Source organism: Enterobacter sp. A103, assembly GCF_034427535.1.
Classification (GTDB): domain Bacteria; phylum Pseudomonadota; class Gammaproteobacteria; order Enterobacterales; family Enterobacteriaceae; genus Enterobacter; species Enterobacter asburiae_B.
In genome coordinates, this window is record NZ_JAXQPQ010000011.1 from 46187 (window position 1) to 71117 (window position 24931).

General features: G+C 56.0%; 23 protein-coding genes and 1 other annotated feature. Of the genes, 15 read left to right on the forward strand and 8 right to left on the reverse strand.

The window, feature by feature from the left end; genetic code table 11:
• The first annotated feature begins 3 nt into the window (after nucleotides 1–3).
• The gene (locus SPH27_RS20235; RefSeq protein ID WP_322435788.1) at nucleotides 4–1809 is read left to right on the forward strand and encodes a hypothetical protein; all 1806 of its coding nucleotides are present in this window, start codon (nucleotides 4–6) and stop codon (nucleotides 1807–1809) included.
• Between the two features lie 249 nt (nucleotides 1810–2058).
• Here the strand turns inward: SPH27_RS20235 and mnmE are convergent, their stop codons facing one another.
• The 5 genes from mnmE to rpmH form a co-directional block, all read right to left on the reverse strand.
• The gene (gene mnmE / locus SPH27_RS20240) at nucleotides 2059–3423 is read right to left on the reverse strand and encodes a tRNA uridine-5-carboxymethylaminomethyl(34) synthesis GTPase MnmE (protein ID WP_021242672.1); all 1365 of its coding nucleotides are present in this window, start codon (nucleotides 3421–3423) and stop codon (nucleotides 2059–2061) included.
• 72 nt (nucleotides 3424–3495) lie between these two features.
• Entirely contained in the window at nucleotides 3496–5139 is a 1644-nt protein-coding gene (gene yidC, locus SPH27_RS20245) for a membrane protein insertase YidC (protein ID WP_033144356.1), read from the reverse strand.
• A 2-nt stretch (nucleotides 5140–5141) separates the two neighbouring features.
• Nucleotides 5142–5399, reverse strand: a complete 258-nt coding sequence (gene yidD, locus SPH27_RS20250; RefSeq protein ID WP_001307474.1) for a membrane protein insertion efficiency factor YidD — start codon at nucleotides 5397–5399, stop codon at nucleotides 5142–5144.
• The gene (gene rnpA / locus SPH27_RS20255) at nucleotides 5363–5722 is read right to left on the reverse strand and encodes a ribonuclease P protein component (protein ID WP_032640303.1); all 360 of its coding nucleotides are present in this window, start codon (nucleotides 5720–5722) and stop codon (nucleotides 5363–5365) included. The genes yidD and rnpA overlap by 37 nt, the downstream gene beginning before the upstream one ends.
• Nucleotides 5723–5738: 16 nt before the next feature.
• The gene (gene rpmH / locus SPH27_RS20260; RefSeq protein WP_000831330.1) at nucleotides 5739–5879 is read right to left on the reverse strand and encodes a 50S ribosomal protein L34; all 141 of its coding nucleotides are present in this window, start codon (nucleotides 5877–5879) and stop codon (nucleotides 5739–5741) included.
• Nucleotides 5880–6475: 596 nt separating this feature from the next.
• Here rpmH and dnaA point away from each other — a divergent pair.
• Genes dnaA through gyrB form a run of 4 tightly spaced genes read left to right on the forward strand, consistent with a single transcriptional unit; the run spans nucleotide 6476 to nucleotide 12488 of the window.
• Entirely contained in the window at nucleotides 6476–7870 is a 1395-nt protein-coding gene (gene dnaA, locus SPH27_RS20265) for a chromosomal replication initiator protein DnaA (protein WP_010426558.1), read from the forward strand.
• A 4-nt stretch (nucleotides 7871–7874) separates the two neighbouring features.
• On the forward strand, nucleotides 7875–8975 hold the full coding sequence (gene dnaN, locus SPH27_RS20270) for a DNA polymerase III subunit beta (protein ID WP_010426557.1): 1101 nt from the start codon (nucleotides 7875–7877) through the stop codon (nucleotides 8973–8975).
• The gene (recF, locus tag SPH27_RS20275; protein ID WP_023309805.1) at nucleotides 8975–10048 is read left to right on the forward strand and encodes a DNA replication/repair protein RecF; all 1074 of its coding nucleotides are present in this window, start codon (nucleotides 8975–8977) and stop codon (nucleotides 10046–10048) included. Before dnaN ends, recF begins: the two co-directional genes overlap by 1 nt.
• Before the next feature lie 28 nt (nucleotides 10049–10076).
• On the forward strand, nucleotides 10077–12488 hold the full coding sequence (gyrB, locus tag SPH27_RS20280) for a DNA topoisomerase (ATP-hydrolyzing) subunit B (protein WP_029741443.1): 2412 nt from the start codon (nucleotides 10077–10079) through the stop codon (nucleotides 12486–12488).
• A gap of 34 nt (nucleotides 12489–12522) precedes the next feature.
• Here gyrB and SPH27_RS20285 read toward each other — a convergent pair whose 3' ends face one another.
• Nucleotides 12523–13458, reverse strand: coding sequence for a LysR family transcriptional regulator (locus SPH27_RS20285; RefSeq protein ID WP_039260360.1), 936 nt, complete (start codon nucleotides 13456–13458; stop codon nucleotides 12523–12525).
• A 110-nt stretch (nucleotides 13459–13568) separates the two neighbouring features.
• Between SPH27_RS20285 and SPH27_RS20290 the strand changes: the two genes are divergently transcribed.
• The 3 genes from SPH27_RS20290 (at nucleotide 13569) to SPH27_RS20300 (ending at nucleotide 16802) form a co-directional block, all read left to right on the forward strand.
• The gene (locus SPH27_RS20290) at nucleotides 13569–14594 is read left to right on the forward strand and encodes a zinc-dependent alcohol dehydrogenase family protein (RefSeq protein ID WP_182072076.1); all 1026 of its coding nucleotides are present in this window, start codon (nucleotides 13569–13571) and stop codon (nucleotides 14592–14594) included.
• 115 nt (nucleotides 14595–14709) lie between these two features.
• Complete coding sequence (gene yidA, locus SPH27_RS20295; RefSeq protein WP_032662059.1) at nucleotides 14710–15522, forward strand: sugar-phosphatase; 813 nt, start codon at nucleotides 14710–14712, stop codon at nucleotides 15520–15522.
• 50 nt (nucleotides 15523–15572) lie between these two features.
• Entirely contained in the window at nucleotides 15573–16802 is a 1230-nt protein-coding gene (locus tag SPH27_RS20300) for a DUF3748 domain-containing protein (RefSeq protein WP_182072078.1), read from the forward strand.
• Here the strand turns inward: SPH27_RS20300 and SPH27_RS20305 are convergent.
• The gene (locus tag SPH27_RS20305; protein ID WP_039260364.1) at nucleotides 16799–17131 is read right to left on the reverse strand and encodes a YceK/YidQ family lipoprotein; all 333 of its coding nucleotides are present in this window, start codon (nucleotides 17129–17131) and stop codon (nucleotides 16799–16801) included. The genes SPH27_RS20300 and SPH27_RS20305 overlap by 4 nt on opposite strands.
• Nucleotides 17132–17378: 247 nt before the next feature.
• Nucleotides 17379–17451, forward strand: a sequence feature (ROSE (Repression Of Heat Shock gene Expression) occurs in the 5'-region of heat shock genes and acts as an RNA thermometer to modulate expression.).
• Between SPH27_RS20305 and ibpA the strand changes: the two genes are divergently transcribed.
• From ibpA to SPH27_RS20320, 3 genes are all read left to right on the forward strand, one after another.
• Nucleotides 17445–17855 carry a small heat shock chaperone IbpA gene (ibpA, locus tag SPH27_RS20310; RefSeq protein ID WP_008500162.1) on the forward strand — a complete coding sequence of 137 codons (411 nt, stop codon included), beginning with the start codon at nucleotides 17445–17447 and terminating at the stop codon, nucleotides 17853–17855. (Overlaps the previous feature by 7 nt.)
• 136 nt (nucleotides 17856–17991) lie before the next feature.
• Nucleotides 17992–18420: a small heat shock chaperone IbpB gene (ibpB, locus tag SPH27_RS20315; protein WP_032662053.1), complete on the forward strand. Its 429-nt coding sequence runs from the start codon at nucleotides 17992–17994 to the stop codon at nucleotides 18418–18420.
• Nucleotides 18421–18585: 165 nt separating this feature from the next.
• Nucleotides 18586–20247 (forward strand): putative transporter, encoded by a 1662-nt coding sequence (locus SPH27_RS20320; protein ID WP_032662051.1) that lies wholly within the window; start codon nucleotides 18586–18588, stop codon nucleotides 20245–20247.
• Here SPH27_RS20320 and SPH27_RS20325 read toward each other — a convergent pair.
• Nucleotides 20215–20961 (reverse strand): GntR family transcriptional regulator, encoded by a 747-nt coding sequence (locus SPH27_RS20325; protein ID WP_033144348.1) that lies wholly within the window; start codon nucleotides 20959–20961, stop codon nucleotides 20215–20217. The genes SPH27_RS20320 and SPH27_RS20325 overlap by 33 nt on opposite strands.
• Before the next feature lie 221 nt (nucleotides 20962–21182).
• Between SPH27_RS20325 and SPH27_RS20330 the strand changes: the two genes are divergently transcribed.
• From SPH27_RS20330 to SPH27_RS20345, 4 genes are all read left to right on the forward strand, one after another.
• Nucleotides 21183–22805: an alpha-glucoside-specific PTS transporter subunit IIBC gene (locus SPH27_RS20330; protein ID WP_033144347.1), complete on the forward strand. Its 1623-nt coding sequence runs from the start codon at nucleotides 21183–21185 to the stop codon at nucleotides 22803–22805.
• Entirely contained in the window at nucleotides 22802–24124 is a 1323-nt protein-coding gene (locus SPH27_RS20335; RefSeq protein ID WP_033144346.1) for a 6-phospho-alpha-glucosidase, read from the forward strand. The genes SPH27_RS20330 and SPH27_RS20335 overlap by 4 nt, the downstream gene beginning before the upstream one ends.
• A 92-nt stretch (nucleotides 24125–24216) precedes the next feature.
• Nucleotides 24217–24564, forward strand: a complete 348-nt coding sequence (locus tag SPH27_RS20340; protein WP_039260367.1) for a YidH family protein — start codon at nucleotides 24217–24219, stop codon at nucleotides 24562–24564.
• A complete protein-coding gene (locus tag SPH27_RS20345) occupies nucleotides 24554–24901 on the forward strand; it encodes a DUF202 domain-containing protein (protein ID WP_047059222.1) in 348 nt (115 codons plus the stop codon). Before SPH27_RS20340 ends, SPH27_RS20345 begins: the two co-directional genes overlap by 11 nt.
• Nucleotides 24902–24931 lie beyond the last annotated feature (30 nt).

A 24931-nucleotide genomic window follows, 5' to 3' on the forward strand; every position in this document is an offset into this window, starting at 1 on the left:
GCTGTGATCACTCGTAACAAACTTCAGACCGATGCTCAAAAAGACGAAGACTACATCCGCCCCATAGCCTTGTTCCAAGCTGAAAACAAAAATGGCGAGGTGTCTGTTGAGTTACTTAGAGATCATCTTATAAATCAGCTTAACATTGATGAAGATAAGATTGCGGTCGCAACAGGTAGCCTGCGAGAGCTAGATGGGATTAACCTGTTTGAACAAAACTGCCCGATTGAATACATCATTACTATCGAAGCCCTTAAAGAAGGCTGGGATTGCTCTTTTGCCTACGTATTCTGTTCGGTGAAGCAAGTGTCGTCTAGTAAAGATGCTGAACAGTTACTTGGCCGTGTACTGCGTATGCCTTACGCCCGCCGTCGAACTATTGAAGATTTGAACCGTGCTTATGCGCATCTTGCGACGTCGAAGTTTGCAAAAGCAGCTCAAGAGCTGACGGATAAGCTCATCGCTATGGGTTTTGAGGAAATGGAGATCGCAGCATTTTTACGTGAGCAAGCTCCGACGGGTGGTCAAAGGGATCTATTCGGTGGCGAGCAGGAGCAAACTCAAGTAAAACCGACACCACTTCCTGCTATTGTTGTAGAGGTTGAGGATTTACCAGATCTAACAGAGCTTTCCGAGTCAGAGAAGAAGCAGATCACGATGACTCGTGATGAGCAAACTGACACTGCGGTAGTCAAAGTGACAGGCGAAGTCTCACCAAGCATACAAAAAGTGCTAACGAAGCACATAAAAGCTGGTAAAAATAGAGAGTCCTTTGAACGTGATGTTCGAGTGCACAATCAGGCTATTGAAGCCACGAAGGCACCTTCAGAACGTGGGGAAAAATTCGGCTCACTTCCTTATCTGTGCATGCTGGAGCAAGGCGAGTTGGAGCTGGTTGAATCAGAAGTTTTCCTTCACGCACACAGCTGGAATCTGCTCGACTACCCAGCAGAATTGACTAACTTTGCAATGAACGAGACTAGCAATAGTTTTGCGATTGACATGGACGGTAAGTCTCTCACTTATAAGATTGCCGATCAGAAGGAAGTCATCGCTTTCAACCAAGGCTTTATTGACGTTACAGAGCAAGATCTCGTCCGCTGGCTAGACAGGGAGTTGCGACAACCAGATGTCCTTCAGCATCAACTTGTTGGCTTCTTGGGTCGTCTAGTCAAAAATTTGCTTCAAAAGCCTAACTTGAGCCTTACAGCTTTGGTTCGCAATAAGTTCCCATTGGCCCGTGCTATACGAGATCTTATCCGTTTGTACCGAAAAAAAGCTCAGCGAGCTGGATATCAAGCGTGTTTGTTCGGTGTTGAAAGTACAGCGTGTTTATCCGATGAATTCATGTACCACTTCGAGCCGAGCCACTACCCATCTCGTCCACCATACTATTCTGGTCGCTACAAATTCCAGAAACATTACTTTCCGCAGAACCTTATTGAGGATTTGAAAGCTACAGGTGAGGAATACGAGTGTGCCAAAGCCATAGATGGCCTACCGGAGGTAAAACACTGGATTCGTAACCTTGTACGCCGAGATCAAGCTTCATTCTGGCTGCCACTGGCTCATAACAAGTTTTACCCAGACTTTGTATGTGAGCTTAACGATGGGCGAATGCTAGTTGTTGAGTATAAAGGCGAAGCTTATGTAACTAATGACGACTCAGCGGAAAAACGTGCTATCGGTGATAAATGGGCCGAACTTAGTAATGGTAAGTGTTTATTTATTATGGCGGTTGAGCAAGATGGTCAAGGTCGAGATGCTCGTCAGCAGATTAAAGCGGTTGTTGATCAAATCCGTCGTTAGATAACAGTGCCCCAACTGTACAGATCTAGTTATCACCTGACACCGGCCTCAAACCGGTGTCTCTTTAGATCGCACTTCCTTAGGTATCAATTTGAGCCTCAAAAGTACCCCAAGAGGTTACTTCGGGGTACTCTCGGGGTAAATTCTCACGAAACAAGATCAGGCAAGAACAGCCAGTAAAAATAAAGACTAATATTTACAATATCTTATGATCTCACTAGCTGTTTTTATTGCTGATTTTTCACCACTTTACTTGCCAATACAGAAGCTCGAGAAGATCCGTCCCAGCAGATCGTCCGACGTAAACTCCCCGGTGATTTCGCTCAGATTCTGCTGCGCCAGACGCAGCTCTTCCGCCAGCAGTTCGCCCGCCCACGCGCCGATCAGCTGCGCTTTACCCTGAACAAGGTGGTTCGCCGCCTCTTCCAGCGCCTGCAGGTGACGACGACGCGCCAGGAAGCCGCCTTCCATGCTGGTGTCAAAGCCCATGCTCTGCTTGAGATGGTTGCGCAGGTCGTCAACGCCTTCACCGGTACGCGCCGACAGGCGAATCAGTGAGTGACCATTCACATCGCTGATGCCCAGCGTTTCGCCGGTGACGTCCGCTTTGTTGCGTACCACGGTGATGGGCAGTTTCGCCGGCAGACGGGCGATAAAGTCTGGCCAGATTTCTGCCGGGTCAACGGCGTCGGTCGTGGTGCCGTCCACCATAAACAGCACGCGGTCTGCCTGTTCGATCTCCTGCCAGGCGCGTTCGATACCGATGCGTTCAACCTCGTCGCTGGCATCGCGCAGGCCGGCGGTATCAATGATGTGCAGCGGCATGCCGTCTATGTGGATATGCTCGCGGAGCACGTCGCGGGTGGTGCCGGCAATGTCGGTGACGATTGCCGCTTCACGGCCCGCCAGGGCGTTCAGCAGGCTCGATTTCCCGGCGTTAGGACGTCCGGCGATAACGACCTTCATCCCTTCACGCAGCAGGCTGCCCTGGCGCGCTTCGGCGCGAACGGCGTCGAGATCGGCCATCACCTGGTTGAGCTGCGCTTCGATTTTACCGTCAGAGAGGAAGTCGATCTCCTCATCCGGGAAGTCGATAGCCGCTTCCACGTAGATCCGCAGGTGAGTAAGTGCTTCCACAAGGTGATTTACGCGGGCGGAGAATGCCCCCTGCAGCGAGTTCAGGGCGGAGCGGGCCGCCTGTTCAGAACTGGCGTCGATCAGGTCTGCAATCGCTTCTGCCTGCGCCAGGTCGAGCTTGTCGTTGAGGAAGGCACGCTCGGAGAACTCGCCCGGCTTCGCAATGCGCAGGCCAGGCAGGGTCAGGATACGTTTTAACAGCAGGTCGAGGATAACCGGGCCGCCGTGGCCCTGCAGCTCCAGCACGTCTTCGCCGGTGAAAGAGTTGGGGCCGGGGAACCACAGCGCAATGCCCTGGTCCAGCGGCGTGCCGTCGGTATCTTTAAACGGCAGGTAATCAGCGTAGCGCGGCTTTGGCAGTTTACCCAGCACCGCTTCGGCCACCTCGCGCGCCTTCAGGCCGGAGATACGCAGAATGCCTACACCACCGCGTCCCGGTGGGGTTGCCTGGGCGACGATAGTGTCGTTATGGCTCATGGTTGGTCTCGTTCAATACAAATAAAAAAGGCGGTCAATCGACCGCCCTTATTTTAGCGTTAACTTACCGAATCAGGACTTTTTCTTTTCGCGGCTATGAAGGCCACGTTTTTCCAGACCACGGTAAATCAGCTGCTGCTGGATGATGGTCACCAGGTTGCTGACGATATAGTACAGCACCAGACCTGACGGGAACCACAGGAAGAACACGGTGAAGATGACCGGCATAAAGGTCATGATCTTCTGCTGCATCGGGTCGGTCACGGTGGTCGGCGACATCTTCTGGATGAAGAACATCGTCACGCCCATCAGGATCGGCAGGATGTAGTACGGGTCCTGTGCGGACAGGTCGTGGATCCACAGGGCGAACGGCGCGTGGCGCAGCTCAACGGAACCCATCAGCATGTAGTACAGCGCAAGGAAGATTGGCATCTGAATCAGCAGCGGGAAGCAACCACCCAGTGGGTTTACTTTCTCTGCTTTATACAGGGCCATCATTTCCTGGCTCTGACGCTGTTTGTCATCGCCCAGACGCTCACGCATCGCCGCAATCTTCGGCTGCAGCATACGCATCTTCGCCATGGAGGTGTACTGCGCTTTAGTCAGCGGGTACATGATGCCACGAACGATGAAGGTAATAACGATGATGGAGAAGCCCCAGTTACCCAGGAAGCTGTGGATGAACTTCAGCAGCTTAAACAGCGGCTGAGAGATGAACCACAACCAACCGTAATCAACGGTCAGATCCAGGTGCGGCGCAACAGCGGCCATTTTGTCCTGAATTTCCGGGCCGACCCACAGGGTGCTTGCCATCTTACCGGTTTGACCCGGCTGAACCAGAACCGGCTGAGATTTGTAGCCGATGGCTGCAAGACCGTTACCCAGGTTCGCGGTATAGAAGTTATTCGTACCGTCGTTGTTTGGGATCCAGGCCGTTGCGAAATACTGTTGCAGCATCGCAACCCAACCGCCTTTGGAACTAACGTTCAGGTTTTCGTTATCGGCAATGGTGTCGAATTTGTATTTCTCATACTTCGCGTCTGGCGTGGAGTACGCCGCGCCACGGAAGGTATGCAGCGCAAAGTTGCTGCTTCCGGTGTCACGGTGAGACGGCAGATTGATGGACTGCTTCAGCTGGCCAAAGGTCGACAGCTCCAGCGGTTTCGCACTGGCGTTCTGTACGCTGTAGCCCACGTTCACCGCATATTCACCGCGTTTCAGGGTGAAGGTTTTAGTGAAGGTGTTGCCTGCGGCGTCGGTGTACGTCATCGGGATCGCGAGTTCGTTCTGACCATCAGCCAGTACAAAGGTGTCGCTCTCGACGTTATACAGTGGACGCGCACCGTTAGCCGGGTTATCCGGGCCATCACGACCGGTCAGGCCGCTCTGCGCCTGGTAGATAAACTCAGGCGTGGTTTCCAGTAACTGGAACGGTTCGTTAGACTTCAGCTCTTTCGGGTAGGTCAACAGCAGCGCCTGCTCAACATCACCACCACGGGTGTTGATTGTCAGCTCAAGCACATCGGTCTTAACCGTAATCTGTTTCCCCTGGCCACTGGCCGGTACGCCCTGGTCGGCGGCGCTACCCGCTGCGGTGGTCGTAGTCTGCGTGGTCTGCTGCTGGGGTTGAGGATTTTTATCCTGCTCCCATGCCTGCCAGATCATGAAAGACACGAACAACAAAGCGATGATAAGAAGATTGCGTTGCGAATCCATCGTTAGTGTTCTCTGGTATCAAAGGGTCCTGGGGGGACGGGGTCGTCTCCACCGGGGTGTAAAGGGTGGCATTTTAATACGCGTTTCACCGTCAACCAACTGCCTTTTATCACTCCAAACCTGCGCAATGCCTCAATTCCGTAGCTTGAGCATGTTGGTGTGAAACGGCAGTGCGGCCCGAGTAGCGGACTAATCAGGCGTTGATAGACCCGAATGAGGGCTATCAGGACCCGTGAGCCAGGCGACAGTGGCGGCGCCATAATTTTTCCAACGCTTCCGAGAGAGCACGGTTATCGAGGTCGGCAACCCCTTTCTTCGCCACCACCACGAAATCCATTGAAGGCAGTTCGTGCTGACGTAAACGGAAGCTTTCACGCGTCAGACGTTTAATCCGATTGCGTTCATGCGCACGCTTAACATTTTTCTTGGCGACTGTGAGACCGATGCGGGGATGCCCCAGCGAATTTTGGCGGCCGAGGATGGTGATTTGCGGCGTGCCAGCCCGTAGTGGCTGCTGGAAGACGAAAGTGAAATGAGCGGGAGTTAACAAACGTAACTCCCTGGGAAATGCTAGCTTAACCACTCAGGGGTTAGCTTTATTACTTGGAAACGGTCAGACGAGCGCGGCCTTTAGCACGACGACGTGCCAGAACCTGACGACCATTTTTAGTAGCCATACGAGCACGGAAGCCGTGAGAACGGTTGCGCTTCAGTACAGACGGTTGAAAAGTGCGTTTCATGGCGATTTCTACCTAAACTTGAATAAATTCACTGACTTTTGCGTATACCCGAACGAGTTTCGAACGACTAACGCCTCAGCGTGGGTGATTAAAGAGGCCGGATTGTAATAATTGTACACTCCGGAGTCAATTCTCTTTCCTTATTTCCCGCGTATTTCCGCACGTTTTCGCGTGGAAAATGAGCAACGGACGACGCAGGAAGATGAGCATCACGCGCCGGGTCGAGGATTATACGGCCTCGCCAACAAAGCGCAAGGATCGTCCCGGATCTTCGTTAGATCATTTAAGCAATAAATTGTCTGTGCTCATTAATTTTTCCAATATGCGGACTAAATCGTGGGGCACTGGCGCCAGGATCGTTTACACTTATCCGGTTCCGGATCTTCCTGTGGATAAATCGGGAAGAAACTGTGAGAAACAGAAGATCTCTGGCTCAGTTTAGGCTATGATCCGCGGTCCCGATCGGGATCCAGCGATCCTGGCCGGGTATAACCGCAGATAGCGGTTCGCACATCACCCTCATTGGGTCATGTCGATGTGCGCCAACAATCATGAATATTCAATAGTTTTCTTTTATTGTTCGAGTGGAGTCCGCCGTGTCACTTTCGCTTTGGCAGCAGTGTCTTGCCCGATTGCAGGATGAGTTACCAGCCACAGAATTCAGTATGTGGATCCGCCCGTTGCAGGCGGAACTGAGCGATAACACGCTGGCTTTGTATGCGCCAAACCGTTTTGTGCTCGATTGGGTAAGGGATAAGTACCTTAATAACATCAATGGACTGCTGAACGATTTCTGCGGGTCAGATGCTCCGCAGCTGCGCTTTGAAGTGGGCACAAAGCCGGTCACCCAAACCGTTCGTGAAACCGTGAACGTAGCAGCGCCCGCTCAGGCCGCGCCTGCTCCGGCCCCTCGCGTCGCACCCGCTCGTCAGGGCTGGGATAATGTCCCTGCACCGGCTGAGCCAACCTACCGCTCTAACGTTAACGTGAAACACACGTTCGATAACTTCGTTGAAGGTAAGTCGAACCAGCTGGCGCGCGCGGCGGCTCGTCAGGTTGCTGATAACCCTGGTGGGGCCTACAACCCGCTGTTCCTGTATGGCGGCACGGGTCTGGGTAAAACGCACCTGCTGCATGCGGTGGGTAACGGCATTATGGCGCGCAAGCCCAATGCCAAAGTGGTGTATATGCACTCCGAGCGCTTCGTTCAGGACATGGTAAAAGCCCTGCAAAACAATGCGATCGAAGAGTTTAAACGCTACTATCGTTCCGTTGACGCGCTGCTCATCGATGACATCCAGTTCTTTGCGAATAAAGAACGATCGCAGGAAGAGTTTTTCCACACCTTCAATGCCCTGCTGGAAGGCAATCAGCAGATCATTTTGACCTCGGATCGTTATCCAAAAGAGATCAACGGCGTTGAAGATCGTCTGAAATCCCGCTTCGGCTGGGGCCTGACCGTGGCGATCGAGCCACCGGAGCTGGAAACCCGCGTCGCGATCCTGATGAAGAAAGCCGATGAAAACGACATTCGCCTGCCGGGCGAAGTGGCGTTCTTTATTGCCAAGCGTCTGCGCTCCAACGTGCGTGAGCTGGAAGGGGCGCTGAACCGCGTTATCGCCAATGCCAACTTTACCGGTCGTGCGATCACCATCGATTTTGTGCGTGAAGCGCTGCGCGATTTGCTGGCATTGCAGGAAAAACTGGTCACTATCGATAATATTCAAAAGACGGTGGCTGAGTACTACAAGATCAAAGTGGCAGATTTACTGTCTAAACGTCGTTCCCGCTCGGTGGCGCGTCCGCGTCAGATGGCGATGGCGCTGGCAAAGGAGTTAACCAACCACAGTCTGCCGGAAATCGGGGATGCGTTTGGTGGCCGTGACCATACGACCGTGCTGCACGCTTGTCGTAAGATTGAGCAGTTACGCGAAGAAAGCCACGACATAAAAGAAGATTTTTCCAATTTAATCAGAACATTATCATCGTGACGCTATGAAATTTACCGTTGAACGTGAACATTTATTAAAACCGCTGCAACAGGTGAGTGGCCCATTAGGTGGCCGCCCAACGCTGCCTATTCTCGGAAACCTGCTGCTTCAGGTCGCGGACGGTACGCTGTCGCTGACCGGTACAGATCTGGAAATGGAAATGATCGCGCGCGTTACGCTGACGCAGCCGCACGACGCGGGCGCGACCACGGTTCCGGCACGTAAATTCTTTGATATCTGCCGCGGGCTGCCGGAAGGCGCTGAAATCGCCGTGCAGCTGGAAGGCGACCGTATGCTGGTGCGCTCTGGCCGCAGCCGTTTCTCGCTCTCCACGCTGCCTGCTGCGGACTTCCCGAACCTGGACGACTGGCAGAGCGAAGTTGAATTCACCCTGCCGCAGGCGACGATGAAGCGTCTGATTGAAGCCACGCAGTTCTCCATGGCGCATCAGGACGTCCGTTACTACTTAAACGGCATGCTGTTCGAAACCGAAGGTGAAGAGCTGCGTACCGTAGCCACCGACGGCCACCGTCTGGCGGTCTGTTCTATGCCGATTGGCGATTCACTGCCAAACCATTCGGTGATCGTGCCGCGTAAAGGGGTGATTGAGCTGATGCGTATGCTCGACGGCGGCGACACGCCGTTGCGCGTGCAGATCGGCAGCAACAATATCCGCGCACACGTGGGCGATTTTGTCTTCACGTCTAAGCTGGTTGACGGTCGTTTCCCGGATTATCGCCGCGTATTGCCGAAGAATCCGGACAAAACGCTGGAAGCGGGATGCGATAGCCTCAAGCAGGCCTTTGCCCGTGCGGCCATTCTCTCTAACGAGAAATTCCGCGGCGTGCGCCTGTATGTGAGTGAAAACCAGATCAAAATCACTGCTAACAACCCGGAGCAGGAAGAGGCAGAAGAAATTCTGGACGTCACCTACGCCGGAACCGAGATGGAAATCGGCTTTAACGTCAGCTACGTACTGGATGTGCTGAATGCGCTGAAATGCGAAAACGTGCGCATTCTGCTGACCGACTCCGTTTCAAGCGTACAGATTGAAGATGCCGCATCACAGTCGGCTGCCTATGTTGTTATGCCAATGAGACTGTAATGTCGCTCACCCGTCTGTTGATCCGCGACTTTCGCAATATCGAAAGCGCGGATCTCGCTTTATCCCCTGGCTTTAACTTCCTGGTTGGTGCAAACGGCAGTGGCAAAACCAGCGTGCTTGAGGCCATCTATACGCTCGGCCACGGTCGGGCGTTTCGCAGTTTGCAGATTGGTCGCGTCATTCGCCACGAGCAGGAATCCTTTGTTCTGCACGGGCGTTTGCAGGGGGCGGAGCGGGAAACTGCCATCGGCCTGACCAAAGACAAGCAGGGCGACAGCAAGGTGCGCATCGACGGCACCGACGGCCATAAAGTGGCGGAGCTGGCGCTGCTGATGCCAATGCAGCTGATTACGCCGGAGGGGTTTACTTTACTCAACGGCGGCCCCAAATACAGAAGAGCATTCCTCGACTGGGGATGCTTTCACAACGAAGCCGGTTTCTTTAACGCCTGGAGCAACCTGAAGCGTCTGCTCAAGCAGCGTAACGCTGCTCTGCGCCAGGTTACCCGTTACGCCCAGCTGCGTCCGTGGGATATGGAGTTAATCCCTCTCGCGGAACAAATCAGCAACTGGCGTGCCGAATACAGCGCAGGTATCGCCGAAGACATGGCCGACACCTGCAAACAGTTTTTACCCGAGTTCTCTCTCACCTTCTCCTTCCAGCGCGGCTGGGAGAAAGAGACGGATTATGCTGAGGTGTTAGAGAGAAGCTTCGAGCGTGACCGCATGTTGACCTACACCGCGCACGGCCCGCACAAGGCGGATTTCCGCATTCGTGCAGACGGTGCGCCGGTGGAAGACACGCTGTCGCGCGGGCAGCTCAAGCTCCTGATGTGCGCGCTGCGCCTGGCACAGGGAGAGTTTCTCACCCGTGAGAGCGGAAGACGCTGCCTGTACCTGATAGATGATTTTGCCTCGGAACTTGACGACGCGCGGCGCGGGCTGCTTGCCAGCCGCTTAAAAGCCACGCAGTCGCAGGTTTTCGTCAGCGCCATTAGCGCTGAACACGTTATAGACATGTCGGACGAAAATTCGAAGATGTTTACCGTGGAAAAGGGTAAAATAACGGATTAACCCAAGTTGAAATGAGCGAGAAACGTTGATGTCGAATTCTTATGACTCCTCCAGTATCAAAGTCCTGAAAGGGCTGGATGCGGTGCGTAAGCGCCCGGGTATGTATATCGGCGACACGGATGACGGCACCGGTCTGCACCACATGGTATTCGAGGTGGTAGATAACGCTATCGACGAAGCGCTCGCGGGTCACTGTAAAGACATCGTGGTCACCATCCATGCGGACAACTCTGTCTCCGTCACCGATGATGGTCGTGGCATCCCAACCGGTATTCACCCGGAAGAGGGCGTCTCTGCTGCGGAAGTGATCATGACCGTGCTGCACGCAGGCGGTAAGTTCGACGATAACTCCTATAAAGTTTCCGGCGGCCTGCACGGCGTAGGCGTTTCCGTGGTTAACGCCCTGTCGCAGAAGCTGGAGCTGGTTATCCAGCGCGAAGGCAAAATTCACCGTCAGCTCTATACGCACGGCGTGCCGCAGGCACCGCTGGCCGTTACCGGCGATACCGACAAAACCGGTACCATGGTGCGTTTCTGGCCGAGCCATGAAACCTTCACCAACGTCACCGAATTCGAGTACGACATCCTGGCGAAACGCCTGCGCGAACTGTCGTTCCTGAACTCCGGCGTCTCTATCCGCCTGAAAGATAAGCGTGACGGCAAAGAAGACCACTTCCATTACGAAGGTGGTATCAAAGCGTTCGTTGAGTATCTGAACAAGAACAAAACGCCTATTCACCCGAATATCTTCTACTTCTCCACCGAAAAAGACGGTATCGGCGTGGAAGTGGCGCTGCAGTGGAACGACGGTTTCCAGGAAAACATCTACTGCTTCACCAACAACATTCCACAGCGTGACGGCGGTACGCACCTTGCAGGCTTCCGTGCGGCGATGACCCGTACCCTGAACGCCTACATGGACAAAGAAGGCTACAGCAAGAAAGCGAAAGTCAGCGCCACCGGTGATGACGCCCGTGAAGGCCTGATTGCCGTTGTCTCCGTGAAGGTGCCGGATCCGAAGTTCTCCTCACAGACCAAAGACAAGCTGGTCTCTTCCGAGGTGAAATCGGCGGTTGAACAGCAGATGAACGAACTGCTGAGCGAATACCTGCTGGAAAACCCGTCCGACGCGAAAATCGTGGTGGGTAAAATTATCGATGCGGCGCGTGCCCGTGAAGCGGCGCGTAAAGCCCGTGAAATGACCCGTCGTAAAGGCGCGCTGGACTTAGCAGGCCTGCCGGGCAAACTGGCTGACTGCCAGGAACGTGACCCGGCGCTGTCCGAACTGTACCTCGTGGAAGGGGACTCCGCGGGCGGTTCTGCGAAGCAGGGCCGTAACCGTAAGAACCAGGCTATCCTGCCGCTGAAGGGTAAAATCCTCAACGTTGAGAAAGCCCGTTTCGACAAGATGCTCTCTTCTCAGGAAGTGGCGACGCTCATTACCGCGCTGGGCTGCGGCATCGGCCGTGATGAGTACAACCCGGACAAACTGCGCTACCACAGCATCATCATCATGACCGATGCGGACGTCGACGGCTCGCACATTCGTACGCTGCTGTTGACCTTCTTCTATCGTCAGATGCCTGAAATCGTTGAGCGTGGCCACGTCTACATTGCACAGCCGCCGCTGTACAAGGTGAAGAAAGGCAAGCAGGAACAGTACATTAAAGACGACGAAGCGATGGATCAGTACCAAATCGCAATCGCCCTTGATGGCGCGACCCTGCACGCGAACTCGCACGCCCCTGCACTGGCCGGTGAGCCGCTGGAGCGTCTGGTGTCCGAGTTCAACGCCACGCAGAAAATGATTACGCGTATGGAACGCCGTTATCCGAAAACGCTGCTGAAGGAGCTGGTTTATCAGCCGACCCTGACCGAAGCCGATCTGAGCGACGAGCAGACCGTGACCCGCTGGGTGAATGCCCTGGTGACCGATCTGAACGAAAAAGAGCAGCACGGCAGCATGTGGAAATGCGATATCCAGCAGAACGCCGATAAGCAGTTCGAGCCTATTATTCGCGTGCGTACCCACGGCGTTGACACCGACTATCCGCTGGAGCACGAGTTTGTGACCGGTCCGGAATACCGTCGTATCTGCACGCTCGGCGAGACGCTGCGCGGCCTGATCGAAGACGATGCGTTCATCGAGCGTGGCGAACGTCGTCAGCCGGTAGCCAGCTTCGAGCAGGCGCTGGACTGGCTGGTGAAAGAGTCTCGTCGTGGTCTTGCGATCCAGCGCTATAAAGGTCTGGGCGAAATGAACCCGGACCAGCTGTGGGAAACCACCATGGATCCGGAAAGCCGCCGCATGCTGCGCGTGACCGTTAAGGACGCGATTGCCGCGGACCAGCTGTTCACGACCCTGATGGGCGATGCGGTTGAACCACGTCGTGCCTTCATCGAAGAGAACGCCCTGAAAGCGGCAAATATCGATATTTAATCGTCGTTATACCGCACGATAACTGGCCGCGCTTTTAGCGCGGCTTTTTTATGGACGCTGGAAGGTCCAGTGACATCGCTGCCGGTAAACGGCTCGCCAGCGTATCTATCGCGATTCTTACCCTCAGCGGCAGATGCGGCGTCTGCTGCCACACGGCATGAACGTTGAAATGCACATCCGGTGCCTGCTTCAGGAGCGGGACGAGTTTACCCTGGTGAATATCTTTGACGACCATCCAGCAGGGCAGCCATGCAATGCCGTGCCCGGCCAGCGCAGCGTCGCAGATCGCCTGCAAATCATCCATATTGAGCGACGATCGGGGCGTAAAGGTGTGCGACGTTCCTTCGTTATCCATCAGCTGCCAGGACAACACTCTGCCTGCGCTCAAATAGTTGATGGCCGTATGCTGGGATAAATCATTAACACTTTGTGGCTGGCCTTTCTTCAGCAGATACTCCGGCGCGGCGCACAGCACCATGCGGTGTTCTCCCAGCTTTCTGGCGACCAGCACGCTGCTGTCCTGAAGCGTGCCGTTACGCACCGCCATATCAAACCCTTCCTCGACCAGATCCACCACGCGGTCGCTGAATGACATTTCCAGCTCAAGCCCGGGGTGTTCCTGCGCCAGCGCTATCAGCAAGGGGGCGACGCACTGGCGACCAAACAGCACCGGCATGGCAACGCGCAGGCGGCCGCTGACCTGCTGTTTCCCCGTTTCAAGTAGCGATTCCGCACCCCGAATCTCCTCCAGCGCGCGCAGACAGCGTTCATAAAAAAGGGCGCCGTTATCGGTCAGACTCTGGCTGCGGGTGGTGCGCTGAAAAAGACGTACCCCCAGCCGCTGTTCGAGGCGAGCGATGCTTTTTCCGACCGCCGAGCGTGACAAATGCAGGCGAATCGCGGCCTGCGCGAAACTTCCCGCCTCAACGGCGGCCACGAAAACAGGAATATCCTTCAGCGTATCGGTCATGGATTGTATCTATTCTGGCGTCAATAAAGAGAAAACTTATCGCCACTGGCGACCTTTAGTCAACGGTAGACTGTCAGGACTAAAGCTCATCTGATGGCAGGAGAAATAAAATGACAGAGACAATGCAACGCTGGTCCATGGATGCCCTCGGGCGCGAGAACCTCAAGCTGACTCAGGCGCCCGTTCCACAGCCAGGTCCGGGTGAAGTGCGCGTAAGGGTAAATGCCGTTGCGCTTAACTATCGCGATAAAATGGTTGTTGAAGGCACAATGCCGATCCCGCTTTCCTTCCCGTTTACCCCGGCGTCTGACATGGCGGGCGTGGTGGACAGCATTGGTGAAGGCGTTACGCGCTTCCAGTCCGGCGCGCGCGTCATCTCAACCTTCTTCCCGGAGTGGATCGACGGTAAGCCGCAGGCGGACGCGCGCAATCTGCCCTATAAAACGTCCGGTGGATACTTCCAGGGCATGCTGTCCGAGTATGTGATTGTGAAGGAAGACGCGCTGGTGGCCTCTCCGGAGACCCTGGATGACGCCGAGGCCAGCACCTTACCCTGCGCAGGGCTTACCGCCTGGTTTGCGCTGGTGGAGCGCGGCCAGCTGCGCGCCGGGCAATCGGTGCTGGTGCAGGGCACGGGCGGCGTGGCGATATTCGCCCTTCAGATTGCAAAAGCGCACGGCGCGGAGGTGTTTGTCACCTCGGGGAGCGATGAGAAACTGGCGCTGGCCAAAACGCTGGGGGCCAGCCACGGCATCAACCGGCTGAAAGGCGACTGGGCTGAAAATACGCTGACGCTCACGCAGGATCGCGGTATCGACCATATTATCGAAACCGTCGGTGGAGAGAACCTGAAGCATTCCCTGCGCGCCGTTGCCGTTCACGGACGTATCTCCGTCATTGGCGTGCTCGCCGGGACGGAGATTACCCTCTCTGCTGGCGAACTGCTGCTGAAATCCCCCGTCATTCAGGGGATTGGCGTGGGGCATCGCCGGGCGCTGGAAGATTTTGTCCGCGCTGTTGACGTCACGGGGCTGAAGCCGGTGATTGAGCATCGCTATCGTTTTAACGAGCTTGAACAGGCGTTTGAACATCTGGATCGCGGCGCGTTCGGTAAAATTGTGCTCACCCGCGAGTAAGCCTTCGTTCCCCGGAATAAGCGTAAAAGGGGCATTCCTGTTGCGCAATATAGCTCTATTTTTGTGTGCTTAATCGCGTTAGCATGAGGCAGCACTCATTTATTCCGGGGAACTCATGGCTATCAAACTCATTGCAATCGACATGGACGGCACGCTGCTGCTGCCAGACCACACCATCTCTCCAGCCGTTAAAAACGCGATCGCCGCGGCGCGCGCTAAGGGCGTGAATGTGGTCCTGACCACGGGGCGTCCGTATGCGGGTGTACACAGCTACCTGAAAGAGCTGCACATGAATCAGCCGGGCGACTACTGCATCACCTATAACGGCGCGCTGGTGCAAAAAGCCGCAGATGGCAGTACGGTTGCGCAAACCGCGCTGAGCTACGATGACTATCTGTTCCTGGAAAAACTGTCCCGTGAAGTGGGTTCCCACTTCCACGCGCTCGATCGCAATACGCTCTATACCGCCAACCGCGATATCAGCTACTACACGGTACATGAATCCTACGTTGCGACCATTCCGCTGGTGTTCTGTGAAGCGGAGAAAATGGACCCGGCGACGCAGTTCCTGAAAGTGATGATGATCGACGAGCCGGAGATCCTGGATAAAGCGATTGCGCGCATTCCGGCGGAAGTGAAAGAGAAGTACACCGTGCTGAAAAGTGCGCCGTACTTCCTCGAAATACTCGATAAACGCGTCAATAAAGGCACCGGTGTCAAATCACTGGCCGATGCGTTGGGCATTAAACAGGAAGAGATCATGGCGCTGGGCGACCAGGAAAATGACATCGCGATGATCGAATTCGCCGGTATGGGCGTGGCGATGGATAACGCGATCCCATCGGTGAAAGAAGTGGCTAACTTCGTGACCAAATCCAACCTCGAAGACGGCGTGGCTTATGCCATCGAGAAGTTTGTGCTGAACTAAAAACCCGCTTGCGATACCCTGATGCGATAACTGCGCATCAGGGTATCCTCATGAAACAAATCACCTTCGCTTCCCGCAACCACCAGCTGACCAACATCAATACCTGGACGCCGGACAGCCAGTGGCTGGTCTACGACGTGCGCCCGTCCGGTGCGTCGTTCTCCGGTGAAACCATCGAGCGGGTCAATGTCGCGACGGGTGAGGTAGAGGTGGTATATCGCGCCACTGACGGCGCGCATGTCGGCGTGGTGACCGTTCATCCTGCAGAAGAGAAATATGTCTTTATCCACGGCCCGAAAAACCCGGATGCCGACTGGCGCTACGATTTTCATCATCGCCAGGGAGTGATTGCGCAAAACGGTCAGGTGAGCAACCTGGACGCGATGGATATCACCGCGCCTTACACCGCAGGCGCGCTGCGCGGCGGCAGCCACGTCCATGTCTTCAGCCCGAACGGGCAGCTCGTCAGCTTTACCTATAACGACCATGTCCTGCACGAGCGCGATCCTAAACTCGATTTACGCAACGTCGGCGTGGCTGTGCCTTACGGCCCGGTGAACCCGCAGGGGAACCATCCCCGTGAATATTCGGGAACCTTCTGGAGCGTGCTGGTTAGCCGCACCACGCCCAACCCACGGCCGGGCAGCGATGAAATCAACCGCGCTTACGAAGAGGGCTGGGTGGGCAACGGCAGACTGGCGTTTATCGGCGATACCCTCTCCGCGCAGGGCGAAAAAGTACCCGAACTGTTTATCGTAAATTTGCCGGAAGACGAGCAGGGCTGGAAGCGTGCGGGCGATGCGCCGCTACAGGGCACGACGGAGACCCTGCCAGCGCCGCCTGCGGGTGTGAACCAGCGTCGTTTGACCTTTACGCATCAGAGGGCGTACCCGGGCCTGGTGAACGTGCCGCGTCACTGGGTTCGCAGCAACCCGCAGGGGACGCAGATTGCGTTTCTGATGCGGGATGATAACGGCATTGTGCAGCTGTGGCTGATCTCTCCTGAGGGCGGCGAGCCGCGCCAGTTGACGCGTACCGGGAGCGATATTCAGTCAGCATTTAACTGGCATCCTGAGGGCGACAGTCTGGGGTTTGTGCTCGAAAATCGGATCGCCTGCTGCGACGCCCAGACCGGAGAGGTGACGTTTTTGACGTCCGATCATGGCAACCCACCGTCTGCTGATGCGGTCGTGTTTTCCCCTGACGGGCGCGTTATTGCGTGGATGGAGGAGACAGCCGGTTTCCGTCAGCTTTGGGTAACGGAAACCGCGCAGTACTAGCGTGGAGGCATGTCAGCGGGCGGGATGACGGCGTTTGTCGCCAGATTTTCCTGCTCGCTTTTCTCTACCCGCGAGCGCACGGAGTTGTCCTTACGAAACATATCCCACGGCAGCAGAAGCGTATCCGCCACGGCCGTAAACGGCATATCCAGGATAACCAGGGATTTGGTGCCCCAGTTTGTATCGTCATCGGAGAGCATCGCCGCGCTGGCGCGCGTCCCCGGATATGTTCCTTCTTTACCGCCGGTGTGAGACATCACGCTCGAACACCCGCAAAGTAAAACTACCCCGCTGAACGTCGTCAGCTTTATCAGAACATTTTTCATCATCACTCAGTCATCGTTAATGGCACTGCATAGACCTGCAACTCAGGGTTATAGCGAGCCTTATCCAAAATGGATAGCCCGATAACCCCGCACTGTGGCAGCCATCGCAATTTAACCCTTTGTGCTGTTGTCCCAGTCTAAGCGAGATGCAGGAAAGTGCAAAAAAAAGTGCAGCTGTCGTTCTTGAAAAGCCCGATTGCAGACCCATTTTAAGAATGTGGCCCGATAACGAACTCGCCTGATGGGTGTTCGGGGGTGCAAAGGCCTGTCCATGGTGGAAGGCTACAATTTCTCGCTGATTTCAGGAGTTTTATTTATGCGTAACTTCGATCTTTCTCCGCTATACCGTTCTGCAATTGGTTTTGACCGCCTGTTTAACCATTTAGAAAATAACCAAAGCCAGAGCAACGGCTACCCTCCATACAATGTTGAGCTGGTGGACGAAAACCACTACCGCATCGCTATTGCCGTCGCCGGTTTTGCAGAAAATGAACTGGAGATCACCGCGCAGGACAACCTGCTGGTGGTGAAAGGTTCCCATACGGCCGAGCAGAAAGAACGTACCTATCTTTATCAGGGCATCGCCGAGCGCAACTTTGAACGCAAGTTCCAGTTAGCCGAGAACATTCACGTTAAAGGCGCGAACCTGGTTAACGGCCTGCTGTTTATCGAACTGGAACGTGTGATTCCGGAAGAGAAAAAACCGCGTCGTATCGAAATTAACTAATTACGCGGGTCGCGTAAGCGGCCCACCCAGACTTGCTTGCCGTAACGGGAGCATATGCGAATCCATCAGGATTTGCAGGAACAACTGCGCACAAAATTACACTGTGCCGAACTCGCTTCTCAGAAGGAGATTTAGTATGCGTAACTATGATTTATCCCCTCTTCTGCGTCAGTGGATTGGTTTTGACAAACTGGCTAACGCCCTGCAAAGCACCACCGAGCAACAGACGTTTCCGCCGTACAACATCGAAAAAAGCGACGATAACCACTATCGCATTACCCTTGCGCTTGCCGGTTTCCGCCAGGACGATCTGGACATCCAGCTTGAAGGCACTCGCCTGACCGTGAAAGGTACGCCGGAAAAACAAGAGACCGAGACCAAATGGCTGCATCAGGGGCTGGTTAATCAGCCGTTTAGCCTGAGCTTTACCCTGGCAGACCATATGGAAGTGTCCGGCGCAACGTTTACCAACGGTCTGCTGCATATCGACCTGATCCGCAACGTGCCGGAAGCCATCGCGCCGCAGCGTATCGCCATTAGCGAGCGGCCTGCGTTGAATAGCTAATAGTGTGCGGGCTGATGCCATCACCCCGGCCCTCTCCTGTAGGGAGAGGGTGAAAAGATAAAGCCCTGCCCCGGCAGGGCTTTTTTGTGCGCCATCACCCATACAACCACCTCCGGCTCTGAGAGAATCCTTAGCATAACTAAGGTTATGATAAGGAAGTGGGTCATGAGTGATATCGCGTTAACCGTCAGCGTGTTGGCCCTGGTCGCTGTTGTTGGCCTGTGGATAGGTAATATCAAAATCCGTGGCGTCGGGTTTGGGATAGGCGGGGTACTGTTTGGCGGCATTTTTGTCGGGCACTTCGCCGACAAGCTCGGGCTGGTCCTCAGCGCCGAAATGCTCCACTTTACCCAGGAGTTCGGCCTGATCCTCTTCGTTTATACCATCGGTATTCAGGTGGGACCGGGCTTTTTCGCCTCACTTCGGGTTTCCGGATTGCGGCTCAACCTGTTTGCCCTCGGCATAGTGGTGATGGGCGGGCTGGTTACCGCAATTCTGCATAAAATCTTCGATATCCCGCTCCCCGTGGTGCTGGGCATTTTCTCCGGGGCGGTCACCAACACGCCTGCGCTCGGTGCCGGGCAGCAAATCCTTCGCGATTTGGGCATCGAACCCGGCATCGTCGACCAGATGGGGATGAGCTACGCCATGGCCTATCCGTTTGGGATTTGCGGCATTCTGCTTTCCATGTGGCTGGTACGCGTCCTGTTTCGCATTAACGTCGACAAAGAGGCGAAGGACCACGAAACCACGCTCACCAACGGCCATATGCCAATTAAAACCATCAACATTCGGGTCGATAACCCCAACCTGAACAATATGGCGATTCAGGACGTGCCGATCCTCAACAGCGCCAATATCATCTGCTCCCGCCTCAAGCGTGACGATATGCTGATGGTGCCCGCGCCCGGCACCGTCATTCAGCAGGGCGATCTGCTGCACCTGGTCGGGCAGCCCGGGGATTTAAACAACGCGCGGCTGGTGATTGGCCAGGAAGTGGATACCTCGCTCTCAACCCGCGGCACCGATATGCGCGTGGAACGCGTTGTGGTGACTAACGAGCACGTTCTTGGCAAGAAAATACGCGATCTGCAGGTAAAAGAGCGCTATGACGTGGTGATCTCTCGCCTTAACCGTGCGGGTGTTGAACTGGTCGCCAGCCCGGAGGCCAGCCTGCAGTTCGGGGATATCCTCAACCTGGTCGGGCGCCCGTCGTCCATCGACGCCGTGGCGGATATGGTGGGTAACGCCCAGCAAAAGCTGCAGCAGGTGCAGATGCTGCCGGTGTTTATCGGTATCGGACTCGGCGTGCTGCTCGGTTCTATTCCTGTGTACGTGCCGGGCTTCCCGGTGGCGCTCAAGCTGGGCCTGGCGGGCGGGCCGCTGATAATGGCGCTGATCCTCGGGCGTATCGGCTGTATCGGCAAGCTCTACTGGTTTATGCCGCCGAGCGCCAACCTGGCGCTGCGCGAACTGGGCATCGTGCTGTTCCTGGCGGTGGTCGGCCTGAAATCCGGAGGGGATTTTGTCGATACCCTGGTCAAGGGCGAAGGGATGAGCTGGGTTGGATACGGCATCTTTATCACGGCGATCCCGCTGCTGACGGTGGGAATACTGGCGCGTATGTTCGCCAAAATGAACTACCTGACGCTGTGCGGGATGCTGGCGGGCTCCATGACCGATCCGCCCGCGCTGGCTTTTGCCAACAACCTGCACGCCACCAGCGGTGCGGCCGCGCTCTCCTATGCCACCGTCTATCCGCTGGTGATGTTCTTGCGCATCATCACCCCGCAGCTACTGGCGGTGCTGTTCTGGGGGATGAGCTAGCAGGTCATCCGGGTGGATGCGCCGCAGATGGTAGTCCACCTGGTAATCACTGGTATTTCGAAACATCACGGAATAATTGAGGAACTCGCCACTGTCGCTGTAGGAGAGAGAGGTAATTCGCAGCAGCGGCGTCTGTTCCGGCAGGTTCATATAACCGGCCAGCGTTTTATCTGCCAGCACCGGCGTCAGGCTCTCGTAGTTGCCGCTGATGGTGATCCCGCACTCCTTCTCGATGTAATCAAACTTAGACCCCTCAAGATGCGCCAGCGACAGATTGCGGAACAGCTTCACCGGCATAAAGCTGTCCTCCAGCATCAGCGGCTTCCCGTCCACGTAGCGCACCCGCCGGGAAAAGTAGATCCGCTCATCCACCTGAATCCGCAGCTGGCTGGCGATGGCGGGCGGGGCGGGCATCACTTCAAACTGTAAGACCTTACTCTGCACCTCTTTTCCCTGCTGACGCAGCACCTCCACCAGCCCGGTCAGGTTGGTGGTTTCGTGGTGAACGTCTTTGCGTGAGACAAAGGTTCCGCTGCCGTGCCGACGCTCAACCAGCCCCCAGCTCACCAGCAGATCCAGCGCCTTGCGGATGGTCATTCGCGCCACGCCGAACTCCTGCGCCAGCGCTTTTTCGCCGGGCAGCGGGCTGCCGACGTTGTAGTCCGACGAATTCAGCCGCAGCCGCAATCTGTCAGCAATAGATTTGTAGATCACCAGTAGACCTCTCTGCCGTTATCAGGGCGTGGATTGCATTCTGACATGTCCATATTTACCGCAAAAAGTAGACCTGATTGGTCAAAATAAAACCATGAATGCGATCACGAATCGCAGCGGCACGCCATGTTCGCGCATCAGTAACTTCTTATGCTCACCTCAGGCCAGCAAAAAACCATAAAGGCCTCTACCCCTACAGGTTGTTTCATGAGGATTTAAAAATGCTCAGTCAAATACAACGTTTTGGCGGTGCCATGTTTACCCCGGTGTTGCTGTTTCCGTTCGCCGGGATCGTGGTGGGAATCGCCATCATGCTTCGCAACCCGCTGTTTGTCGGCGAAGCCTTAACCGCCCCCGATCATCTTTTCGCGCAGATTGTCCACATCATTGAAGAGGGCGGCTGGGCGGTGTTTCGCAATATGCCGCTGATTTTTGCCGTTGGCTTACCGATTGGCCTGGCGAAGCAGGCGCAGGGCCGCGCCTGTCTTGCGGTGCTGATTAGCTTCCTGACCTGGAACTACTTCATCAACGCGATGGGGATGACCTGGGGCCACTTCTTCGGCGTCGACTTCTCCGCCGAACCGACGGCCGGAAGCGGGCTGGCGATGATTGCCGGTATCAAAACGCTCGATACCAGCATCATCGGTGCCATTGTGATCTCAGGCATCGTCACCGCCATCCACAACCGCTATTTCGACAAGCCGCTGCCGGTGTTTCTGGGGATTTTCCAGGGCAGCTCGTTTGTCGTTATCCTCGCGTTCTTCGTCATGATCCCCTGCGCCTGGCTGACGCTGCTGGGCTGGCCGAAAGTGCAGATGGGCATCGAGTCCCTGCAGGCGTTCCTGCGCTCCGCCGGTGCGCTGGGCGTGTGGGTGTATACCTTCCTGGAACGCATTCTGATCCCAACCGGATTGCACCACTTCGTCTACGGTCCGTTCATCTTCGGCCCGGCGGCGGTGGAAGGCGGCATTCAGGTCTACTGGGCACAGCATCTGCAGGAATTCAGCCAGAGCACCCTGCCGCTGAAAACCCTCTTCCCGGAAGGCGGATTCGCGCTGCACGGCAACTCAAAAGTGTTTGGCTCGGTCGGGATTGCGCTGGCGATCTGGTATACCGCGTCGCCGGAAAACCGCGTCAAGGTGGCGGGGCTGCTGGTCCCGGCCACGCTCACCGCCGTGCTGGTGGGCATCACTGAACCGCTTGAGTTCACCTTCCTGTTTATCTCGCCGCTGCTGTTTGCCGTGCACGCCGTGCTGGCGGCCACCATGGCAACGGTGATGTACGCCTTTGGCGTCGTGGGGAACATGGGCGGCGGCCTGCTGGACCAGTTCCTGCCGCAAAACTGGATCCCAATGTTCCACAACCACGCCTCGACGGTATTCACCCAGATCGGCATTGGCGTCTGCTTCACCGGGATTTACTTCGTGGTCTTCAAAACGCTGATCGAACGTCTGAACCTGAAAACGCCGGGCCGGGAAGAGAGCGAAATCAAACTCTACAGCAAGGCCGACTATAAGGCGGCGCGCGGGCAAACCACCGCCCCGGCGGCGGCCAGCCAGCAGGTAGGGCAGGCCGCCGGATTCCTGCAGGCGCTCGGCGGCGCGGCCAACATCGAAAGCATCAACAACTGCGCCACCCGCTTGCGCATTGCGCTGGTGGATATGGCGAAAACCCAAAGCGATGACGTCTTCAAAGCCCTCGGCGCCCACGGCGTGGTGCGACGCGGCAACGGCATTCAGGTGATTGTCGGCCTGCACGTTCCTCAGGTGCGCGACCAGCTGGAATCGCTGATGAAAACCCCTTTAACAAATGAACAAACCACCCTGACAGAGGCTATATCATGAAAAAATTCTCAGTTGTTATTGCAGGCGGCGGCAGCACCTTTACGCCTGGTATCGTCCTGATGCTGTTAGCCAACCGTGACCGTTTCCCGCTGCGCGCGCTGAAGTTCTATGACAACGACGGCGCACGTCAGGAGACCATCGCCGAAGCGTGCAAAATCATCCTCAGGGAGCAGGCGCCGGAGATTGAATTCAGCTACACCACCGATCCTAAAGCGGCGTTTACCGATGTGGATTTTGTGATGGCGCATATCCGCGTGGGCAAATACCCGATGCGTGAAAAAGATGAAAAAATCCCGCTGCGCCACGGCGTGCTGGGCCAGGAAACCTGCGGACCGGGCGGCATCTCCTACGGCATGCGCTCTATCGGCGGCGTGCTGGAGCTGGTTGATTATATGCAGCAGTACTCCCCGAACGCGTGGATGCTGAACTATTCCAACCCGGCGGCGATTGTCGCGGAAGCCACGCGTCGCCTGCGTCCGAACGCCAAAATCCTCAACATCTGCGATATGCCGATCGGCATTGAAGGGCGCATGGCGCAGATTGTCGGCCTGAAAAACCGCAAAGAGATGCGCGTGCGCTACTACGGCCTGAACCACTTCGGCTGGTGGACGTCGATTGAAGATCTCAACGGCAACGATCTGATGCCGAAACTGCGCGAATACGTGGCGAAAAACGGCTATGTTCCGCCTTCGGAAGATGCGCATACCGAAGCGAGCTGGAACGATACCTTTGCCAAAGCCAGAGACGTACAGGCGCTGGATCCTGATACCATGCCGAACACCTACCTGAAGTATTATCTGTTCCCGGACTACGTGGTCGCGCACTCCAACCCGGAACGCACCCGCGCCAATGAGGTCATGGATCACCGTGAGAAGCACGTATTCAGCGCCTGCCGGGCGATTATTGAAGCCGGTCACTCCGCCGCCGGTGAGCTGGAAATCGACGAACATGCGTCGTACATCGTCGATCTGGCGACGGCGATTGCCTTCAACACCCAGGAGAGGATGCTGCTGATTGTGCCAAACAACGGGGCCATCCATAACTTTGATGCCGACGCGATGGTGGAGATCCCGTGCCTGGTAGGCCATAACGGCCCTGAGCCGCTTACGGTGGGCGATATTCCACACTTCCAGAAAGGGCTGATGAGCCAGCAGGTGGCGGTGGAAAAACTGGTGGTGGATGCCTGGGAGCAGCGCTCGTACCAGAAACTCTGGCAGGCGATCACACTGTCGAAAACCGTGCCGAGCGCGTCCGTCGCGAAAGCGATTCTGGATGACCTGATCGAGGCCAATAAGGACTTCTGGCCAGCGCTGCACTAATCGTCCTGACCGGCATCGCCCGATGCCGGTCTCCTTGTCCTTGTCGATTTACGCTATGCTGAAGCCTGCCTGGAGCACGACAAGGAACCTTCATGAAAATTTCCCGCCTCGGCGAAGCGCCGGACTACCGCTTTTCTCTGGCCAATGAACGCACTTTTTTAGCGTGGATCCGCACCGCGCTGGGCTTTCTTGCCGCAGGGGTCGGTCTCGATCAGCTCGCGCCCGATTTCGCCACGCCGCTGATCCGTGAAGTGCTGGCGCTGCTGCTGTGCCTGTGCGCGGGCGTGCTGGCGATTTACGGCTACCTGCGCTGGCTGCGCAATGAGAAGGCGATGCGCCTGAAGCAGGATCTGCCCTATACGCGCGGGCTGCTGATCGTCAGCACGATTCTGCTGACGGTGGCGGGCGTGGTGATGGTGCTGGTGTTCTATGGCGGATAGCCGCAAAGCGCGGCGCGAGGCGGACCCCGGCCTGCAGCCGGAGCGGACGTCGCTGGCCTGGCTTCGCACGCTGCTGGGGTATGGCGCGCTGATTGCCCTGGCGATTAAGCACAACTGGCACCGCACGGGGGTGCCATTCTGGATTTCTATTGTTGTGCTGGCGCTGGTGGCCATCATTTTATGGCGCTATACCCGCAGCCGTAACCTGATGGACGTGGCGCAGAACGATTTTGTACAGCCGAAAGCGGTTCGGGATAAGTTCCTGATCGCGCTCGCTGTTCTCTCGCTGTCGCTGCTGTTTGCAGTAACCCATATTCAGCAAATTTTGAGCCTGTAAGCCCGGTGGCGGCTACGCCTTACCGGGCCT

Excerpts from the sequence above, each read along its gene's own strand:
- ibpA (WP_008500162.1), top strand. The coding sequence starts at position 17,445 with ATGCGTAACTTCGATCTTTCTCCGCTATACCGTTCTGCAATTGGTTTT.
- yidA (WP_032662059.1), top strand. The coding sequence starts at position 14,710 with ATGGCTATCAAACTCATTGCAATCGACATGGACGGCACGCTGCTGCTG.
- SPH27_RS20340 (WP_039260367.1), top strand. The coding sequence starts at position 24,217 with ATGAAAATTTCCCGCCTCGGCGAAGCGCCGGACTACCGCTTTTCTCTG.
- SPH27_RS20285 (WP_039260360.1), bottom strand. The coding sequence starts at position 13,458 with ATGACCGATACGCTGAAGGATATTCCTGTTTTCGTGGCCGCCGTTGAG.
- SPH27_RS20300 (WP_182072078.1), top strand. The coding sequence starts at position 15,573 with ATGAAACAAATCACCTTCGCTTCCCGCAACCACCAGCTGACCAACATC.
- ibpB (WP_032662053.1), top strand. The coding sequence starts at position 17,992 with ATGCGTAACTATGATTTATCCCCTCTTCTGCGTCAGTGGATTGGTTTT.
- recF (WP_023309805.1), top strand. The coding sequence starts at position 8,975 with ATGTCGCTCACCCGTCTGTTGATCCGCGACTTTCGCAATATCGAAAGC.
- yidD (WP_001307474.1), bottom strand. The coding sequence starts at position 5,399 with ATGGCGCCGCCACTGTCGCCTGGCTCACGGGTCCTGATAGCCCTCATT.
- SPH27_RS20330 (WP_033144347.1), top strand. The coding sequence starts at position 21,183 with ATGCTCAGTCAAATACAACGTTTTGGCGGTGCCATGTTTACCCCGGTG.
- SPH27_RS20290 (WP_182072076.1), top strand. The coding sequence starts at position 13,569 with ATGACAGAGACAATGCAACGCTGGTCCATGGATGCCCTCGGGCGCGAG.
- rpmH (WP_000831330.1), bottom strand. The coding sequence starts at position 5,879 with ATGAAACGCACTTTTCAACCGTCTGTACTGAAGCGCAACCGTTCTCAC.
- gyrB (WP_029741443.1), top strand. The coding sequence starts at position 10,077 with ATGTCGAATTCTTATGACTCCTCCAGTATCAAAGTCCTGAAAGGGCTG.
- SPH27_RS20305 (WP_039260364.1), bottom strand. The coding sequence starts at position 17,131 with ATGATGAAAAATGTTCTGATAAAGCTGACGACGTTCAGCGGGGTAGTT.
- SPH27_RS20345 (WP_047059222.1), top strand. The coding sequence starts at position 24,554 with ATGGCGGATAGCCGCAAAGCGCGGCGCGAGGCGGACCCCGGCCTGCAG.
- mnmE (WP_021242672.1), bottom strand. The coding sequence starts at position 3,423 with ATGAGCCATAACGACACTATCGTCGCCCAGGCAACCCCACCGGGACGC.
- yidC (WP_033144356.1), bottom strand. The coding sequence starts at position 5,139 with ATGGATTCGCAACGCAATCTTCTTATCATCGCTTTGTTGTTCGTGTCT.
- dnaN (WP_010426557.1), top strand. The coding sequence starts at position 7,875 with ATGAAATTTACCGTTGAACGTGAACATTTATTAAAACCGCTGCAACAG.
- SPH27_RS20335 (WP_033144346.1), top strand. The coding sequence starts at position 22,802 with ATGAAAAAATTCTCAGTTGTTATTGCAGGCGGCGGCAGCACCTTTACG.
- SPH27_RS20320 (WP_032662051.1), top strand. The coding sequence starts at position 18,586 with ATGAGTGATATCGCGTTAACCGTCAGCGTGTTGGCCCTGGTCGCTGTT.